The sequence below is a fragment of the Comamonas testosteroni genome, assembly GCF_014076415.1.
GTDB classification, from domain to species: domain Bacteria; phylum Pseudomonadota; class Gammaproteobacteria; order Burkholderiales; family Burkholderiaceae_C; genus Comamonas; species Comamonas testosteroni_F.
In genome coordinates this window covers 4908272-4925777 of sequence record NZ_CP043568.1, presented here as the reverse complement: position 1 = coordinate 4925777, position 17506 = coordinate 4908272, and the positions used below count along the sequence as shown (strand labels likewise).

The window sequence follows — 17506 nt, the reverse complement described above, 5'->3', positions numbered from 1 at the left end:
CGGAGCACTGAACTGCCATGGATATCTGTCAATTGCGTAGTTTTGTTGCTGTGGCGGAAGCGGGCAGCTACATCAAGGCGGCCGATGTATTGAACATCCCTCAGCCCACGCTGAGCAGACAGGTGCGCACGCTCGAACTGGAGCTGCGGGCCAGCCTCTTTCATCGCCATGGCCGGGGCGTGCGCCTTACTGAAAAGGGTGCCAAGTTCGTCGAATACGCGCGCTCGGTTATCCACACGATGGATGCCGCTCTGGTTTCGGTACGCGACAACGACTCAGTCTATGCCGGCCAACTGGTCATCGGGCTCACGCCCAGCATTGGCCGGATTCTGATTCCCACGCTAGCACCGCTGCTGAAGAAAAATTTCCCACTGGCCTCGGTTCGACTGACGGAGGGGCTCTCTGGCGCGCTCTATGAAAAGGTGCTCCTCGGGCAGGTGGACTTCGCCCTGGTGCTGAGTCCCGCAAGCTCGCCACATCTCACCATCGAGCCGCTGGCCAACGAACAGTTGTATCTGATCGGACCGGAGCCTGCGGGCGATGGTGGCTCCGAAATCGGGCTTCAGGAGTTGGTCGATCTGCCTTTGATTCTGCCGCACAGCAACCAATGGACACGGCCCGCCGTGGAAACGGCTGCGGCCAAGCTCGGTATGCGTCTGCGCATCGAACTGGAAATCGATTCAACGGCATCCACCACAGAAATCGTCGCCAGCGGCGGGGGATATTCCATCATGCCGGGCAGCCTGCAGTCCCTGCGTTCATTGCCGCAACTGTCGTGGCAGAAGATCGTCAATCCGCCGCTGGAGGCCACGATAAGCATGATCACATCGACCAAGCAGCCGCGCAGCAAGCTGGCGGACGCAGCCGCTCTGGTGGTCAAGGAAACACTCAAGGAGCTGTACTGAACGACACAGGCGCTGACCCATGGTGAATGCGCATAGCTGAGATGCAGATGCCGGTCTTGAAGGGCCGGATGGCTGATTCGAGAATGAACGCGCTGTGCCAGCTTATGGATTGGCAACGCGGCAACTGATAAACCCATAACAATTGAGAAACAGAGACTCATGCAGATCAAGACCCGAACCTTCAACGCTCTATCGGTCATCGTCGGCATTGCGCTGACAGCCGCTGTGGCGCACAACATGGCCACCAATCCGCGCTGGGCGGGAGACAAAGGACCGGGCGTGGGCAAGCTGCCGCGCGAGGTTGTCGCTGGCTTCATGAAGATGGCCTACGACGAGGGTCATGGCGCGCAGGCTCTGGTGGCTTACACAACACCCAAGACCGTCGACCTCGCACCCGATGCGGCGGACCGCAAGGATGGCGCTCCTATCAAGCACACGATCCGCCGTGTGGTGGCGGAAGGCCTGAACGTCGTGGTCTGGCATTGCATCGATGGAAGCGATGGACAGAGCATGGAGACGGTGGACTTCTTCCGCACCAATAACGGTCGCATCATGGACCGCGCACGGCCGTCGAGCCAGGCGCTGCCCGCCGGCAAGACCTGCGATCAGGTGTCATGGCCAAAGGCCAGCCGATGAGCAACGCACCGAACCACGCACCATTCCGCCCATCGACATCGCCAGACAACACACGAAGTGACCGCACCATGAAAACCGCCTCTGACAATCAAAGCCAGGATGCCATCAAAATCGACGCATGGTTCACCGGAACCCTGCTCATCACCTTCTTCCGGCTCATGCTGGGCGCATGGATGATCGTGAACGGCCTCAACCATCTGCTGCCGATGTGGGGTCTGCCCAATATCTACCCGCAGCCGCTGGGCACGCTGCACCTATCTAACGTCATGCTGGTCACCATGATTGAGACCGGCCTTTTCGATTATGTGAAGGTTGCTGAATTGCTTGTGGGACTGTGCCTGGTGTTCAATCGATTCGTGCCTCTTGCACTTGTGATTGCCTTGCCGTTGGGATTGGTTGTGTTTTACAACTCGATCGTTTTGAACCTACGCTTTGAGCGACTATTTAGCTTCTTCATGGCAGTCTGGTGCACATACATGAACGTAGTGCTGCTGTTGGCCTATGTGAAGTACTACATACCCATGCTGCAATTCAAGGCCCCAGTCGGCAAGGTGGAGGATCTTCGCCTACTCAAGAACATTTTCCATACGGAAGAACAGACCAAGAGTGAATGACAGAGGGACACCAAATGGAACAGCAAGATGAAGCAAAAATTTTGGAGCTTGCCGCGCTTCTGCGCGAGGCTGAGCTCACTCGTACGCCGATCGGTCCATTGCGAGACTTAATGCATGGTGACGCCGAGCGTTTAGCTTATGCGATCCAACAAGCCAACGTAAAACATGCGCAAGCTCAAGGCCGCCGTGTCATTGGTCGCAAGATAGGCCTTACCTCGTTGGCGGTACAAAAGCAGTTGGGAGTTGATCAGCCCGACTTCGGAACGTTATTCGCAGACATGCTGTATGGCGATGACGAGTCGATTGGGCTTGAGCGAACGCTTCAGCCGAAGGTGGAAGCAGAGGTCGCTCTGGTTCTCGGTGACGATCTACCGCGCATTGATACAACACTTGTGGAATTGATTGAAGCGACAGCGTATGTGTTACCTGCCATTGAGGTTGTCGGTAGCCGGATTGCTGACTGGAATATTCACTTCGCTGACACGGTTGCAGACAATGCCTCAAGTGGTTTGGTTGTGCTTGGCGGAGTGAAGGTTCCACTCGAGAACCTTGATCTAAAGATGGTAGAGATGCGTATGACCTGCAATGGGCAACTTGTCTCTCAGGGCACTGGTAGTGCTTGCCTGGGACATCCTTTAAACGCTGCATTGTGGTTGGCCAGAAAGCTGGCAATGTTGGGCCATCCTTTGCGAGCTGGTGATCTTGTGCTCACCGGCGCGCTCGGTCCGATGGTGGCGGTGAATCCCGGTGATATTTTCGAAGCGAACATCAGCGGCGTGGGCATAGTTCGGGCTCGTTTCGCAACTGATTGAGGCGCTCTGCGCCGCATAACTTACTTAAGGCGCTCATTGCCATGAGCGCCTTTTTTGTCGTTTTTTGTGGAGCGTGGCTGTAGTGCATGCACTCTTATGCGATGTTGACATAGCAGAGATGGCATTGCTTCATATTGATGTTCTTCAAATTTGGTATAAAAATTCTAGAAAATAAATTCCAGAAATAAAGCTGGAAGCACCAAATATTGGAGACAAATCAATGCAGTTGACACGTTTGCGCGACCGTGTGGCGCGCTGTTGCGGTCTGCGCGACGCAGGTGTGTCGGGAACGAGATCACTCGAAGTGGTGGTTTTGAGAGGGCTTGCTTTCAGAGTGAGTAGCCTTATGCGCACGTCCAGACACCTCGGGTTCGCGATGCTCGGGATGCCGCTAACAACACTGGCTACTGCTCAAACTGCAACAGTTCCGGGGCCCTCCTGGCGACTCAGTGTGGCGGATTACCGGCCGTATCTCGCTGAAACTCATTCAGTGCGCCGCGCCTTAAATGATTTTGCTGCAGCAGTCGCGCGTCGAAGCAATGGGCTGCTGGAAGTCGATGTGCTGTCCAGCACCGTCTCAGGAAACCCGGCAGAGCAGATCGACGCTTTACGAAACGCGAGGCTAGGTGCACCGCAGATCATGCTAGTCGCCGCCACTGGTTTGGCTGAGCTGCAAAAAGAGTTTGCGTGGTTTGATCAGCCCTATGTTGTGCGCGACTTAGCACAGGTGGACGCGATTGTAGAAGGTCCTAGGGGACGTGCCCTCCTAGACAGTTTGCCCGCTTTCGGCCTGGTGGGCTTGGCTTGGATGGAAAACGGCTTCAGACAACTCAGCACAACACGGACCGAGCTGCACAGCCTCAGTGATCTGCGCGGTATGAAGGTTCGCACACTGCCTGTCCAGACATCCATAAATACTTTCACTGCTTGGGGTGCTGTGCCGGTTCCTATCGCGGCAGCAGAGGTGCGCCAAGCGTTGGAGCGGGGTGCCATCGAGGCACAAGAAGGCTTTGTATCGCAGTTACTGCAGGGCCGCTTATTTGAGACACAGAAGCATCTTTGGCTGACTCAACATTCTTATGGAGCTCAGACATTGGTAATCAACACTAGTGCTTGGCGATCACTGAATGAATCACAGCAGGGTTGGCTGAAAGCTGCCGCCGAGGAAGCTGCTCGGGTCCAGCGCCTGCGTGCGCGCGAGGAGGAGCTGCAGGCTTTGCAGTCTCTCGAGCGCGCTGGTATGCAGGTACACCATCTGACTCCTGAGTTCACTGCCTCACTGGCCAAAGCTACTTTAGCGCAATGAATAACAGGGACTTGTGTATCCCTTTCTCCCTTTTGCTTAACCCACGAGACAGTTAATTCCTATGACTCATTCCACCCATATGCAAGAGCGTGAAAAGCAGAAGCGGCGAGCGATTCTTGCCAGCTATCTCGGCACCACGCTGGAGTACTACGACTTTCTGTTGTATGGGATTGCCGCTGCGCTGGTATTTCCGAAGATCTTCTTCGTGACGCTCGATCCCTTCGCTGCAACGTTGTCTTCGTTTGCGACCTTTGCTGTGGGTTACTTCGCACGCCCGCTTGGTGCGATCGTCTTCGGTCATTTTGGTGATCGGCTTGGACGAAAAAATGTGCTGGTGGTCACACTGATCATGATGGGCGTAGCAAGTACCCTGATCGGCCTTTTGCCAACCTATGCTCAAGTAGGTGTCGCTGCTCCGGTGTTACTTGTGCTCTTGAGGCTCATGCAGGGAGTGGCAATGGGCGGCGAGTGGGGAGGCGCGACGCTTATGTCTATGGAGCATGCTAAGCCCAAGGGACGTGGTCTCGCCGTCAGCATAGTGAGTGCAGGTGGGCCTACGGGCGCAGTGCTTGGCACCCTAGTGATGACACCGTTTTCTCTTTTGCCAAGTGAGCAGTTTCTGAGCTGGGGGTGGCGTGTCCCATTCCTCATCAGTGCCTTGCTGATGGTGGTTGGCCTGTTGATTCGTTTGCGCGTTACGGAAACACCGGAATACGAAGCAGCACGCAAAGCGCAAGCAGCCAAGGGTGGACCAAAGTCCATCCCACTGGTAACTGTGCTGCGCTACAACAAGGGGCAGATTCTGTCAGGAGTGCTGGGTGGTCTAGCGCCATTGTCATTCTCGACGTTTGCCGCTGCATTCCTGCTGAACTATGCCGTGGAAGTTGGGCACACACGTACCAGCGCTCTACTAGCGATGACCGTGGCGAACTTCTTCAACATATTCACACTGCCGATGTTCGGCGCGATCTCCGATCGCATCGGCCGCAGGCCGCTGATGCTCACCGGTGCAATTTCCGGAGTGATCCTGATCTGGCCGATCTTTCTACTTGTTCAGCAGCCTAGCTTCCTGGCATTGATGCTAGCCATGGTGCTTGCGATGCCCGTGATCCAAGCATTGATGGGGGGCGTGTTCAACACTTGGATTAGCGAGAAGTTCGCCGCGGATGTGCGCTACAGCGGAATTGCTTTGACATTCCAGATTGCTTCCACGCTTGGGGCAGGTCTGTCACCTCTTATCGCGGCGATGTTGCTTGCAGCGTCCGGTGGAAAGCATCCTGAATGGGTCGCTGCGTATTTTGGAGCGGTCTGCCTGGTGAGCGCAATTGCTTACTGGATGGGCAACGAGCGCTTCGACAAAGAACTCGCGGCATACACGATGCCTGACGAGAAGGAAGTGTCCTCAACCAGTCAGGCATGTACCAAACAGATGGCATGACAGGCACTCAAGTTCGGTAACGGACTTGGATTTGACCGCACATGCAATCTTTCCAGTGCGAGATCGGTGCACATCGCGCGCAATCATCCACGATCTTCGATGGCAGGCATGTTCCGTCAGAGGAGCGCTGCGCATGGCACGGACAGAACGGGTGTATTCAAAATAAAACCAGGAGACAAAATGAAGCGAAAGTGGATTATTGGGGTAGCTGCTTTGGGGGCCATTTCGATGGCAAATGCACAGCAGCAGGATTCGTCAGGAAGCTCGGTGCGCATTTATGGTGTCGCTGATCTTGCTGTTGCTCATTACCGGACGTCCGGTCAATCAAAAACAGCGATGCACGCAGGAGGATCCGGATCTCGTCTGGGATTCCTCTCTAGTGAAGACTTGGGGCAAGGGTTAAAGGCAAACGCGCGGCTTGAGGCTGGCATCAATCTTGATTCCGGTACATCAAGCTCCACCAATGGCATGCCTAACCGATTCTGGAGCCGTCAAGCATATGTCGAACTAGAGAGCAGGGCCTGGGGAGCAATTCGTGCTGGACGACTGGAGGGGCCAACCTACAATTTTTTCCCGAAATTTGATCCTATGCTATTGCCCGCGATGGATGCCTGGGGCGTGCTGACAACCTTGGGGTCGGGTGCTCCAGGTAGTGCTTCAGGTAGGGGGGTCTCCACAGGATTTCTTATTAATCCGACACAGCGAACAGAGAACACACTTGCTTATATCTCGCCGCGCTGGAGCGGTCTTCAGGCCAAGCTGTCTTACAGCTTCAATGAAGGATCTCAGACTCAGCCTAAGTTAATAGAGGCTGCGGTGGATTATGACAATGGACCATTGACCCTTGGAGCTCTGCTTGTGCGGGCTTCCAGTACACCTGGCTCGGGCAGCGTGCGTCCGACAAAGTCGAACACCGAGTATGCGCTGGGTGCGAGCTACAAGGCGGGGCCAGTCCAGCCATACTTCACCTATATACACCGTGACACTACCGACCCAACACTGAGTAGCAACGGCGCGGCGCTTAACGGAAGCTCAGAATCCGTGAAGCTGCTGGGAGCGGTTATTCCTGTCTCTGAGCGAGGCAACTTACGTATGACCGTCGGCCGATACTCAAGCGGCACCGATGAAAGCGATGCCACTAGCTATGGCGTCGCCTATACATACGACGTTAGTCGCTCAGTAATGCTGATGGCGGCGGTCACACGCCTTACCCAGAACGGCAAATCTCGTTGGCCAGTGTTCCAAAGTCCCATTCCTAATGCCGGCAACTCGGTGAATGGCGTCATTCTCGGTATCACTTCGCGCTTCTAAGGCCCTTCCAGAAAGTACGTCTCGCTAGAAACGAGCGTGCTTTCTAGACGCACTCCTACTTCCAACATTTCAAATTGCAAGGACAAACGCCATGGCTTCGCGCTCACCCTGGTACTACATCATTCACTGGATCCGGTTCTACTTCGGCGCCCACTTGCTGTTCTCTGGCATCCGCTACGCGACTACGGGCTACGTGCCCGACATTCCTGGCATCGGTGGCGAATGGGTGCAGGCCAATGCCAATATCTATCTCTACCAGATCATCAAGTATCTGGAGATCATCACCGGTGCGATGATCTTCTTCAACCGCCTGCCCCTGCTCGGTCTGATTCTCGAATTCCCGGCTACGGTCAACATCTTCTGGCTTAACACCGTCATCGTCGCTTCGCCTGCGATGCCGCGCCAATACTTCACCGGCCCGCAGGAATTGTTCCTTAACGGCATTCTGCTACTCGCATACAGCGGCTGGATATTCGCCGCCGTGAAGCCCAAGCTCGAACCGCTGTGGCTCTGGGACGGAGCAATGGCCTACAAGCAGGACATCGGCCGCCGCATCGTCGACTGAAGCACACACTTCACTCGCAACTTTCTTTTGTCTGGAGCTGAAATCATGAACAAGAACAAATGGATCGCCGTCTTCGTATGCCTCGTGCTGACGGCCGCCGCATTCATTGGCTCTACGGGCCTGTTCTATACCACCTACCGTCCGATCCGCAACTACGACATCGTGGCTTTCGTCGCATCGTGGGTGGGTCTGATCTATTACCTGTACCGCGATCGGAATCGGGACTGAAGTCCAAGCGCGGCGCGACTGATAAGTCACACCCCGAGCAAAAGCACAAGAACCGAACGTCAAGGAGACACAATGATCAAGGCACAAGACGGTCCCTGGAAATACCTCATCCTTTGGTTGCGGTACTACTACGCCATTCATTTTTTGAAGTCGGGCATCAACTTCGCCGTGTTTGGCGTTGTGCCGGATTTCAGCAAAGCCGGGGCGGTGGGTCCCTACATGCACGAAATGAACGTTGTGGGGTTCTATCCCTTGGTCAAGTACATGGAGATCGTGCTCGGCTCCATGCTGCTGTTCAATGTTCTCGTGCCGGTGGCATTGGCGTTCATGGCTGGAATCGCGTTCCAGATCATCTATCTGAACCTGTTCGTTTCGCCGCATCCACGCCAACTGTTCACCGGAACTCAGGAACTGTTGCTCTGCGGGCTACTGATCCTGGCATACGGCAAGAGCTTTGTCGGGCTCTTTCAACTACGCGCCAAGCCGGGCTTCCTCTGGCAGCCACAACCATCTGAAGGGCGCGCGCTGCTCGCAGCCGACAGTACGCAACCGTATACGGTGCGATCCAAGGATATGTTTCTGATCATCGCCGTTGCGGTGGTATGGACTGTGGTCGTTATCGGCTTCTCGACCTCTATGGGAAGTCGTCCCTTGCGCATTTATGACTGGGGTCCTCCGGTGGGAGCGCTCCTATTGACTTTGATCGCCATGCTGATCGACAAGGCGGGTTCCGCGTCCCAGCGCATGAACCGAGAAGTCACGCCGGCGTGAACAAAAACAAAGGAGTCACAACATGAATTTGAATCGAAGAGGCTTTACTCAGTTCGCAGCTCTGTTCGCGGCCGGTAGCACAACCGGAGCAGTCTGGGCACTTTCCGAGGAAAAGGCAGCACTTTCTGCGACACCATCTCGCGCGCTGCCCGACGCAATCTACGCGCTGGTGGACTATTGCCTCGAAACACCTTATGCGGCGCTGCCTGCAAAAGTGGTTGAAGCGACCAAGTTCCAGATTCTGGATACGGTGGCGGTGGCTTTGCCCGCGTTGAAATCGGATGGCATACGACAACTGTATGACTGGACGCGCGAAACCAGTGGTAAGGGTGAGAGTCTTGTGCTGGGCACAAATGTGCGTGTGCCGGCAGAGAGCGCCGCGCGGCTGAATGCGTCTATGGCTGCGGCGCTCGAGTTCGACGATACCTATGAGCCCTCGCTGATGCATGCGTCCTGCGTGACCATTCCAACCGCGCTGGCCACGGCCGACTGGGTCAAGGGCGTGAGCGGCCAAGAGTTGGTAGCCGCAGTAGCCGTCGGCACTGATCTTGCCTGCCGCCTCTCGCGTGCGGGTTCGCCGGGCGTGTCGCCTTTCGTCGTCGGGTGGGATCCCACACCTATGTATGGCTTTCTATCGGCGACGATGGTGGCTGGTCGTCTCATGAAGCTCTCGCGTGAGCAGGTGGTTGCGGCCGTGGGGCTCGCCTATCACCAGATGTCCGGGAACGCCCAGGCGAGCGTGGATGGCACGCTCGCCAAGCGCCTCGGCGCGGGCTTTGCGGCCTATGGCGGGATGATGTCGGCCCGCCTAGCTAAGCATGGCGTGTTCGGCTCCGATCATGTTCTAGAGGGACTCAAGGGCCTGTTCAAACAATACCACGGTGGAAAGTATTCGAAGGAGTCCCTGCTCGGAGGGTTGGGTAGCAGCTTTGCTGGGCCGGATATCGCGCCAAAACCCTATCCCTCCTGCCGCGGTGGCCATGTGGCTATCGACGCCACGACAGAGCTGGTAATGGTGAACGACCTGCGCCCAGATCAGGTGGCCAAAGTCACGATCTACAGCCCACCGGCAGAGATGATGCTGCTAGGAGCGCCCCTTGAAAAGAAGCGCAATCCCAAGACGATCGTTGAGGCTCAGTTCAGCAATCCCTGGATGGTGGCTGCAGCAATTCAGGACCGTGAGGTCGGTCTTCGACATTTCACGCTTGAGGCTTTGCAACGCCGAGACCTCAAGGAGTTGACTGCGCGGATCGTAACTGTCGAGGACAAGAATCTGGTGCGTCCGGATGGCGGCCCTGGCTTTGCCCGTGTAGAGATTGAGACACGCAATGGTCAGACCTTCACCAAGCAGGTCGAATTTGCCAAGGGTGATCCCAAAAACCCGATGACAGTCGCCGAATTCCATAAGAAGTTGTTCGAATGCACTGATGCAGCAGGCATGAGGCGCGGGCAGGCACAGCGGATTCTGCAGCGCATCCAGAATCTGGAAGCTGAGGTTGATGTGTCTGCGCTCCAGACTGCGATGGCGATTTGAAAACAGAGGGATGGGCCCATGCACGTCAACATTGGGTACCATCAACAATTCACCAATACAGATAGCTTGTGGAGACATGTTGGAGAGGTACCCGGATGCCGGGCCACCAATCCAGCGACATGAGCCAAATAAAAATTCAGCCCAATGGTCACCAGCGAAAACAGTCGAACCCGCAAGCATGGCGAGCACAAGTCGAGTGCTGCCGTTCGTTCACGCATTCTCGAGACGTCCTTTAACGTCATTTCGACGAATGGCTATAGCGGCATGACGATGGCGAAGGTGGCGAGTATGTCGGGCCTGCCCATTGGCAGCGTGTACTGGCACTTCGAAAGCAAGGATTTACTGCTCAACGCGATGATCGAGGACAGCTTCTCGCGTTGGCATCGTGAGACTGCAGAGCGCAACAAGCCATTGCCAAAGGAAAGTTTCGAGCAGCACGTCACTCGCATCTTCGGAAGTACCACCACACCCAAGTATTTCGCGGCCGACTTCTGGCGACTTGGTGTGATATTAAGCGTCGAAAAATCTGTGCCTGAACAGACTGCTCGTTCGCAATTTCTGAACATTCGCGAGACCCAGCGCGAAGAGCTAGCCACTTGGTGGCGAAGCATTCTTCCTGCATCGCTGCTGAAGTCTCAGCCGGGACTTCCGAAGAAGCTAGCCTCTTTCACATTGGCCATGCAAGATGGAAATGCCATAGCGGGCGCATCAGGAGAGTCTCTGGATGATTTCCAGAGCACATTGGTATCGTGCCTCATCCATTTGGTGGCTCAGGCCCAAGTCGGTCTGAATGGAGCTTTGGAGGAAAAGCCGAAGCGCGCTCGGGTTGCAAGCGCCAAAGCAGCTTGAAGAAAACGGTATATCTGCGTTGCGGACTCGAGTGTTGATCCTCACAGGCGAGTTGATAAGAATTGATCGACTTACTCGTGAAGGACTGATATGCGCAGAAGACAATTGCTGCGCGCTCTGCCGTCTTGCTCCGCATGGAGCGCCAGCTTCGCGCTAACGGCTAGCGCCGCCAAACCTACGACATTAATAGTGCCGTTTGCACCAGGTGCGAGTGTCGATCTGCTGTCAAGGTTACTGGCACGAGAAGTGACCCGCATTTCGGGTGAGACCATTCTTGTTGACAACCGGCCCGGCGCCAACGGCATCATCGGTGCGGAATATGTCAAGCATGCGGTGCCCGATGGCAAGACTCTGTATGTTGCCTAATGTTGGCTCGCATGCCATCAACACGTCGTTGTATGGAAAGCGCTTGCCTTATGACGCGTTGAAAGACTTCACACCTATTTCGTTGCTCTGGCGCTTTCCGAGTGTCCTTTCGGTTCCAGCTGACAGCCCCGCACAAACGGTAGCTGAGTTGGTGGCGCTAGCGAGGCAGCGAACGGGTGGTATTACTTACGCTTCCGCAGGCAGCGGATCTGGCGGTCATCTGCTGGGAGAAATGCTTAGGGCGCAAAGTACCGCACAGTTCATTCATGTGCCTTACAAAGGGGCGGCTCCGGCTGTGATCGACCTGCTCGCCGGGCGCGTGGACTGCTTTTTCGTTTCATACAGCTCGATCCAGAAGCAGGTAGAGCAGCGAAATTTGCGCGTTCTTGCGGTGGCAGGGGAAAGTCGACTCATGGTCCTGCCTCAAGTGCCAACATTGCGAGAAGTCGGGTTTGATCAGGTAATGCTACAGAACTGGTTTGGCCTGGTTGCTCCGGCCAGAACCTCAATGTCCGAAGTACAGGAGATCCAGCGGAGGTTCACTGCCGTATTAGCTCTACCCGGGGTGAAGCGACAGATGACAGAGCAAGGCGTCGAGGCATTGAGCTCCACGCCCTCCGAGTTGCGTGCGTTGATGCAAAGCGATATTCAACGGTTGGGCGATGTGGTGCGGGCTGTAGGTGCCAAAGTGGAGTGACTCTGTGGCTCAGAGTGCAACGGGAGGGGATTTGACGCTGCGTTTCAGCACGACAGGCTTTCCTCCAAAGCGTTGCTTGGAAAGCCAGTGAGCTAACGCCGAATCGAGATGCGTGGCATGTTTGGGAAACCAATCCGCCAGCGCGTTGATCAGATCGCGGCAGATGGCGACGTTGCCCTCGGCGAGCAGCTCACAGACCTCGCACACAGAGCGCAGCACCGCAGTGTGCTCGTCGATATGGCAATCGCGCGGCGGGAAGGCGGATCGTCTCATCCACTCATTCTCCTCTTTGAAATGCTGCTCTAGATGCGCTCGCATAGCCTGAAGCCGTTCGGGCAGTTGTGCGTCGCTCGCGGTCTGCAGTTGGCCGATCAACTCGACGAACTCCTCGTGCAGGCCATCCATTTCGGAGTGGCCGAGAAGGAGATGTTCACCCCAGGTCATGGGCATCATAGGTCTAGCACGAGGCGCGAGCATTTGGCACCGGAGCAGCAGACCATCATGGTCTTGTTGGCGGCGCGCTCGGCCTCGGTAAGGATGGCGTCACGGTGATCAACCTCGCCCTCGAGTACAGCGACCTCGCAGCAGCCGCAGATACCTTCTTGGCAGGAGGAATCTACTTCGATGCCATTGTCGAGAAGCACCTTGAGCACGCTCGCACCCTGCGGCACGACGAGGTCGCGGCAGGAGCGGGCCAGCGAGATGACGAAGCCGCCATCCACCGATGCCGCCTGCTTGGCCGCGAAGCGTTCAAGATGGATCTGCTCGGAAGGAAAGCGCGCTGCAGCGGCGGCCTCGTAGGCGTCGAGCATGGGGGTGGGGCCGCAGCAGTAGAAATGCGTGTCAGTCGGAGCCGCGGCGACGATGGCGGGCAGATCCAGAATCTTGCCGGCCTCTTCGTCGACATGCAGATGCACGCGCGCGCCCATGGCCTCAAGCAGCGGCACGAAGGCGAGGTCGGCGCGCGAGCGCACGCTGTACCAGAGTTCCCACGAGGCACCGATGGCGGCCAGGCGCTGGGCCATGCACCAGATCGGCGTGATGCCGATGCCGCCAGCGATCAGCACCGTGTGTGCGGCATCTTCGTGCAGCGGAAAGTGGTTGCGCGGCATGGAGACCGGCAGCAGGCTGCCCACGCGCAACTGTTCGTGCACGTAGCGCGAGCCACCGCGGCTCTTGGCGTCGAGCTTCACACCGACGACATAGGACGCAGGATCGTCACCCGACTGCACCAGCGAATACGAGCGGGTGATGCCGTTGCCCAGATGTAGATCGATGTGGGAGCCCGGGGTGACCGACGGCAGGGGCGTGCCCTGTGGATCGGTCAGCTCGACGAGATAGGTGTCCTTGGCCGCATAGGTGATCGACTGCACGCGCAGCGTGAGCTTCTCGTGCGCCGATGAAGTGGTGTCCGTCATCGCTCAGGCTCCTGCCGCTTCGACGCGCACGCGCATGTCGCCGACCGATTCGATGGTGGCGTGCATCACGTCACCGGGCACGACCGGGCCGACGCCCTCGCAGGTGCCGGTCATGATCACATCGCCGGGATAGAGCGTGTAGAAGCTCGATGCCCATTCGATCTGCTCGGCGATGTACATGATCATCTGCGAAGAGTTGGTGATCTGGCGGGTCTCGCCGTTGACGGTGAGGTGCAGGTCGAGCTTCTGCGGATCAGCGATCTCGTCGGCCGTCACCAGCCAGGGGCCGAGCACCGAGTAGGTGTCGAGCGACTTGCGCAGCGAACGGTCCTCGGGGCCGCGCACGGTCATGTCGAGCGCGATGGCGTAGCCCGCGATGCAGGACAGCGCCTCTTCCTTCGACACGTTCGAGACCTTCTTGCCGATGATGGCGGCGAGTTCGATCTCGTGGTGCGTCAGGCGCTCGGGCATGGTGATCTTCACCGCGTCGCTGCAGCCGATGAGGGAGCTGTTGGCCTTGAGGAACAGGCCTTGCTCCTTCACGCTGCCGGTGTAGCGGTTGGTGAAGATGGCCACGTCGCGATTGGCTTCTTCCACATGCGCCTGGTAGTTCACCGGCACGCCGATGATCTTGCCGGGTTGCGCCACGGGGCTGAGAAAGCGCACGGAGTCGACGGGGTGCGATGCGGCGGTGGGTTGCAGACGTTCGATTTCCGCGCGCAACTGGGGCAGGTTCGCGACCACGAGGTCGCCCGTGGTCTGCGGGTAGGAGGGCGCAGGCAGGGCCTTGAGCGCATCGGTGACGTCAACCACGCGGCCATCGGCCACCACACCCAGACGCTGTTCATTGAACCAGCAAATCTTCATATCGTTCTCTTTTCTCTCAGGGCGCAGGCGCGCCCACTTCTTCGCGCAGCAGATTCAGGCGCTGCATGGCATCGGCATCGGAGACCACGAACAGGCGCGCGTCCTGCTCGAAGGCCTGGTGCGAGGCCCAGTTGTGCTGCGGCACCGTGAAGACGTCGCGGGCCGACCAGCGGATGCTCTGCTCGCCGATCCGGCTTTCGCCTTCGCCTTCGACCACGGCGATCACCAGATTGGCATTGCTGCGCATCGGCAGCGAAGTCGTGTCCGCGTCAACCTGTATCATGCTGGCTTCGAGCAGCGGGAGCGCGCCCTGGCCATTCAGCGGGTTGATGTAGCGGACGCGGCGCACGCCGTCGGCGCTCCTGGGCGCATGCTGGAGCGCGCCGACGACGTTGGCATACGGGTAGCGGAACACTGGCGAGTGGTCCGTGCGGCCCTGCGTCACCAGCGGTGCCACATTGGCGTAGGCGAAGGCCGCATCGGGCATGGTCACCGGTGGCTCGGGAATCGGGCCGGGCTGGAATATCACCGAGCCCATGTACATGTGCAGCGGCACGTCCAGCACGTCGAGCCAGACCACCGGCTCGCTGCCGTCATGGCGATGTTCGTGCCAGGTCATGCCGGGGGTGAGCACCAGATCGCCGAATTCCATCGGGCATTCCTTGCCGTCCACCAGCGTGATGACACCCGAGCCTTCTAGCATGAAGCGCAGCGCATTCATGGTGTGGCGGTGCGGGCGCGCGGTCTCGCCGGGCAGCAGGCACTGGTAGGCCGCCAGCACGTTGCCGCAGGTGTGCTCGTCTGTCAGCGATTCGGCTTCGGGACTGAGCATCTGCAGCACGCGGCGCTGCACCGCTTGCGGCGAAGTCTCCTGAAACGCCAGCTCGATCAGCGGACGCATGTCACTCCAGCGCCACAGATGACTGGGCACCGGGCCCGGCGGCGGCTTGTGCGCGTTCGGGCTGTTCCACAAGGGCGCCAGGCGCGCGGCATGCCACTGCTGCAAGATTTGTTCGCTGCTCAAGGACATGGCGTTTTCCTCAGAGGCTGAATTGCTCGAACGTGCCGGGGTGGAACAGGTCTTCGGGCGTGACCAGACGCGGCGACAGGCCCTGCGCGTGGTGGTGCTTGAAGAAGTTCTCGAGCACATGACGGTTGGCCTTGATGCCGTAGGACCAGTGGTCCTGACCCATCAGGTCGCGTGCTTCCTTGAGGCGTTCTTCCACGAATGGCAGCGTGATCTTGGTGGCCGAGGTTTCGGACAGATGCTCCAGCGCCTTGGTCTTGGATTCCTCGAACGCCTTGTAGATGGCGCCCGGCAGCCACGGATGGCGATCGGCCAGTTCGCGGCGCACGCCGAGGATGTGCATGATCGGGAAGATGTTGGTGCGGCGGTAATAGTCCTTGGCGGCCTCCACCGGGTCGCGGAACAGCCAGCCGATGTTGGGCGTGCCGGCGGGAACGTCCGGCGCGCGCGGGGCCACGTAGCCGTCGATCTCGCCCTTGGCGAGCAGGCTGGAGATGGTTTCGCCTTCGGGCGCATCTTCCACGCGCACGTTGTCGGGCAGCTTGATCTTGATTTTTTCGGGGCGACCGGCATGCGACATGCCGCCGCGCACCCAGGTCACATCCGACGGAGCGATGCCGTAGTCATCCTGCAGGATCGCGCGCACCCAGACGTTGGCGGTGAGCTGGTACTCGGGCAGACCGATCTTGCGGCCCTTGAGGTCTTCCGGCTTCTGGATCCGGTCGGTGCGGCAGTAGATGGCCGTGTGGCGGAAGGCGCGCGACAGAAAGATCGGAATGCCGACGTAGGGGAAATTGCCTTGCGCGGCTTGCAGCGTGGAGCTGGACAGCGAGAGCTCGCAGATGTCGAATTCCTGACCGCGAAATGCGCGGAAGAAAATTTCCTCGGGCGACAGCGTCATGATGACGGGGTTCACGCCGTCGATCTGCACGGCGCCGTCGATGAGCGGACGGCAGCGGTCGTAGTTGCCGATGGCAAGAGAGAGTTCGAGTTTGGACATGGTGCGTCTCTGTGTGGGTTTCAGGACAGCGAGAATTCGCTGCGGATGGCGGCGCTGTGTTCGCCGAGCACGGGGGCTGCAAGCTCGCTCGGGCCGCGCTTTCCGCCGATCTTTACGGGGCGGTGGATGGCGACGAGTTCACCGTGTTCTGGGTGCTGGATGGTGTAGAACGGCTGGAGCGTCTGCACCTGTGGGTCCTGTATGACTTCGGGGACGGTCTTGACCGGGGCGAAAGGCACATCAGCCGCCGTCAAGCGTGCTTCCCACTCGGCATAGGCATGCTCGGCGAACACCTGAGCGACGAGTTCGGCGATCAGCGTGTAGTGCTGGGTTCGCAGCGCGGCCGTCTTGAAGCGCTCGTCGGTGAGCAGCTCGGGGCGCTCCAGCGCATTGACGAACGCCAGCCAGAACTTCTCAACCGAGGACAGATGCACGGCCAGCAGCCTGCCGTCCGCGCAGCGGAAGGCGTAGGACTGCGAGATCGCCACGCGCGACATCGGCGTGGGCGCAACGCCCAGACGTGTGAACTGCGAGAAGCCTTCGGGCGAGAACGCGATGGAGGCTTCGAGCATGTTGATCTCCACGCGCTCGCCCTGTCCAGTGCGCTCGCGGGCGTGCAGGGCGCCGAGAATGCCGTAGGCCGCGTACATGCCGGTGATGTTGTCCGACAGCGATGGGCCGTTGAGAATCGGTCGCTCGGGGTCGAGCTTCTGGCTGGCCAGACCGCTGATGGCGAGCGCCACTGCGTCGTAGCAGGGACGGTCCTTATAGGGGCCTTCGGCGCCGAAGCCGGTGATCGAGCAATGGATCAGGCGTGGATTCATAGCCTTGAGCACCTCGTCGCCGAAGCCCAGGCGCGGCAGCACGCCCGCGCGGAAGTTGTCTAGCAGCACGTCGGCCTTGGCGATCAGCTTGGCGAGGTCCGCCTTGCCCGCTTCGGATTGAAGATCGAGCTGAATGCTTTCCTTGTTGCGGTTGTAGGCCGCGAAATGCGGGCTGTAGAGCTTTCCCGCGTGGCGGCGGAAGGGGTCGCCGCCTTCGGGATGCTCGACCTTGATCACGCGTGCGCCCAGATCGGCCAGCATCATGCCGGCCAGCGGGGCGGTCAGCACGGTGCCCAGTTCAATGACCAGAACGTCTTTCAGTGCGTCTTTCACGATGT

At 58.4% G+C, this 17506-nt stretch carries 20 protein-coding genes; 14 read left to right on the top strand and 6 right to left on the bottom strand.

The features are described 5' to 3' along the window. The first annotated feature begins 17 nt into the window (after nt 1-17). From F0P97_RS22740 to F0P97_RS22675, 14 genes are all read left to right on the top strand, one after another. On the top strand, nt 18-905 hold the full coding sequence (locus F0P97_RS22740) for a LysR family transcriptional regulator (protein WP_182284418.1): 888 nt from the start codon (nt 18-20) through the stop codon (nt 903-905). Between the two features lie 159 nt (nt 906-1064). Continuing rightward, entirely contained in the window at nt 1065-1541 is a 477-nt protein-coding gene (locus F0P97_RS22735) for a hypothetical protein (RefSeq protein WP_182284417.1), read from the top strand. A gap of 68 nt (nt 1542-1609) precedes the next feature. Further along, the gene (locus F0P97_RS22730) at nt 1610-2155 is read left to right on the top strand and encodes a DoxX family protein (RefSeq protein WP_232538026.1); all 546 of its coding nucleotides are present in this window, start codon (nt 1610-1612) and stop codon (nt 2153-2155) included. A 14-nt stretch (nt 2156-2169) separates the two neighbouring features. Then, on the top strand, nt 2170-2967 hold the full coding sequence (mhpD, locus tag F0P97_RS22725; protein ID WP_182284416.1) for a 2-keto-4-pentenoate hydratase: 798 nt from the start codon (nt 2170-2172) through the stop codon (nt 2965-2967). Between the two features lie 220 nt (nt 2968-3187). Beyond that, nucleotides 3188-4273 carry a TRAP transporter substrate-binding protein DctP gene (gene dctP / locus F0P97_RS22720; protein WP_182284415.1) on the top strand — a complete coding sequence of 362 codons (1086 nt, stop codon included), beginning with the start codon at nt 3188-3190 and terminating at the stop codon, nt 4271-4273. A 61-nt stretch (nt 4274-4334) separates the two neighbouring features. Then, the gene (locus F0P97_RS22715) at nt 4335-5711 is read left to right on the top strand and encodes an MFS transporter (RefSeq protein WP_182284414.1); all 1377 of its coding nucleotides are present in this window, start codon (nt 4335-4337) and stop codon (nt 5709-5711) included. Nucleotides 5712-5891: 180 nt separating this feature from the next. Continuing rightward, nucleotides 5892-7022: a porin gene (locus F0P97_RS22710; RefSeq protein WP_182284413.1), complete on the top strand. Its 1131-nt coding sequence runs from the start codon at nt 5892-5894 to the stop codon at nt 7020-7022. A gap of 91 nt (nt 7023-7113) precedes the next feature. Further along, complete coding sequence (locus tag F0P97_RS22705) at nt 7114-7587, top strand: hypothetical protein (protein ID WP_182284412.1); 474 nt, start codon at nt 7114-7116, stop codon at nt 7585-7587. A 45-nt stretch (nt 7588-7632) separates the two neighbouring features. Continuing rightward, complete coding sequence (locus F0P97_RS22700; RefSeq protein ID WP_182284411.1) at nt 7633-7815, top strand: hypothetical protein; 183 nt, start codon at nt 7633-7635, stop codon at nt 7813-7815. Nucleotides 7816-7887: 72 nt separating this feature from the next. After that, a complete protein-coding gene (locus F0P97_RS27930; RefSeq protein WP_332839862.1) occupies nt 7888-8586 on the top strand; it encodes a hypothetical protein in 699 nt (232 codons plus the stop codon). Between the two features lie 22 nt (nt 8587-8608). Beyond that, nucleotides 8609-10120, top strand: a complete 1512-nt coding sequence (locus F0P97_RS22690; protein WP_182284410.1) for an MmgE/PrpD family protein — start codon at nt 8609-8611, stop codon at nt 10118-10120. A gap of 144 nt (nt 10121-10264) precedes the next feature. Continuing rightward, a complete protein-coding gene (locus F0P97_RS22685; RefSeq protein WP_182284409.1) occupies nt 10265-10969 on the top strand; it encodes a TetR/AcrR family transcriptional regulator in 705 nt (234 codons plus the stop codon). Nucleotides 10970-11215: 246 nt separating this feature from the next. Continuing rightward, a complete protein-coding gene (locus F0P97_RS27865) occupies nt 11216-11335 on the top strand; it encodes a tripartite tricarboxylate transporter substrate-binding protein (protein WP_182284408.1) in 120 nt (39 codons plus the stop codon). Continuing rightward, the gene (locus tag F0P97_RS22675) at nt 11325-12032 is read left to right on the top strand and encodes a Bug family tripartite tricarboxylate transporter substrate binding protein (protein ID WP_182284407.1); all 708 of its coding nucleotides are present in this window, start codon (nt 11325-11327) and stop codon (nt 12030-12032) included. Before F0P97_RS27865 ends, F0P97_RS22675 begins: the two co-directional genes overlap by 11 nt. Before the next feature lie 9 nt (nt 12033-12041). Here F0P97_RS22675 and F0P97_RS22670 read toward each other — a convergent pair whose 3' ends face one another. The 6 genes from F0P97_RS22670 to F0P97_RS22645 are packed head-to-tail and all read right to left on the bottom strand — an operon-like array spanning nt 12042 to nt 17501. Then, the gene (locus F0P97_RS22670; RefSeq protein ID WP_232538025.1) at nt 12042-12476 is read right to left on the bottom strand and encodes a bacteriohemerythrin; all 435 of its coding nucleotides are present in this window, start codon (nt 12474-12476) and stop codon (nt 12042-12044) included. A 5-nt stretch (nt 12477-12481) separates the two neighbouring features. Continuing rightward, entirely contained in the window at nt 12482-13450 is a 969-nt protein-coding gene (locus F0P97_RS22665; protein WP_182284405.1) for a PDR/VanB family oxidoreductase, read from the bottom strand. A gap of 3 nt (nt 13451-13453) precedes the next feature. Continuing rightward, the gene (locus F0P97_RS22660; protein WP_182284404.1) at nt 13454-14317 is read right to left on the bottom strand and encodes a fumarylacetoacetate hydrolase family protein; all 864 of its coding nucleotides are present in this window, start codon (nt 14315-14317) and stop codon (nt 13454-13456) included. Nucleotides 14318-14333: 16 nt separating this feature from the next. Continuing rightward, nucleotides 14334-15347, bottom strand: a complete 1014-nt coding sequence (locus tag F0P97_RS22655) for a cupin domain-containing protein (RefSeq protein WP_182284403.1) — start codon at nt 15345-15347, stop codon at nt 14334-14336. A gap of 10 nt (nt 15348-15357) precedes the next feature. After that, a complete protein-coding gene (locus F0P97_RS22650) occupies nt 15358-16344 on the bottom strand; it encodes an ABC transporter substrate-binding protein (protein WP_182284402.1) in 987 nt (328 codons plus the stop codon). Between the two features lie 20 nt (nt 16345-16364). After that, on the bottom strand, nt 16365-17501 hold the full coding sequence (locus F0P97_RS22645) for a CaiB/BaiF CoA transferase family protein (RefSeq protein ID WP_182284401.1): 1137 nt from the start codon (nt 17499-17501) through the stop codon (nt 16365-16367). Nucleotides 17502-17506: the final 5 nt, after the last annotated feature.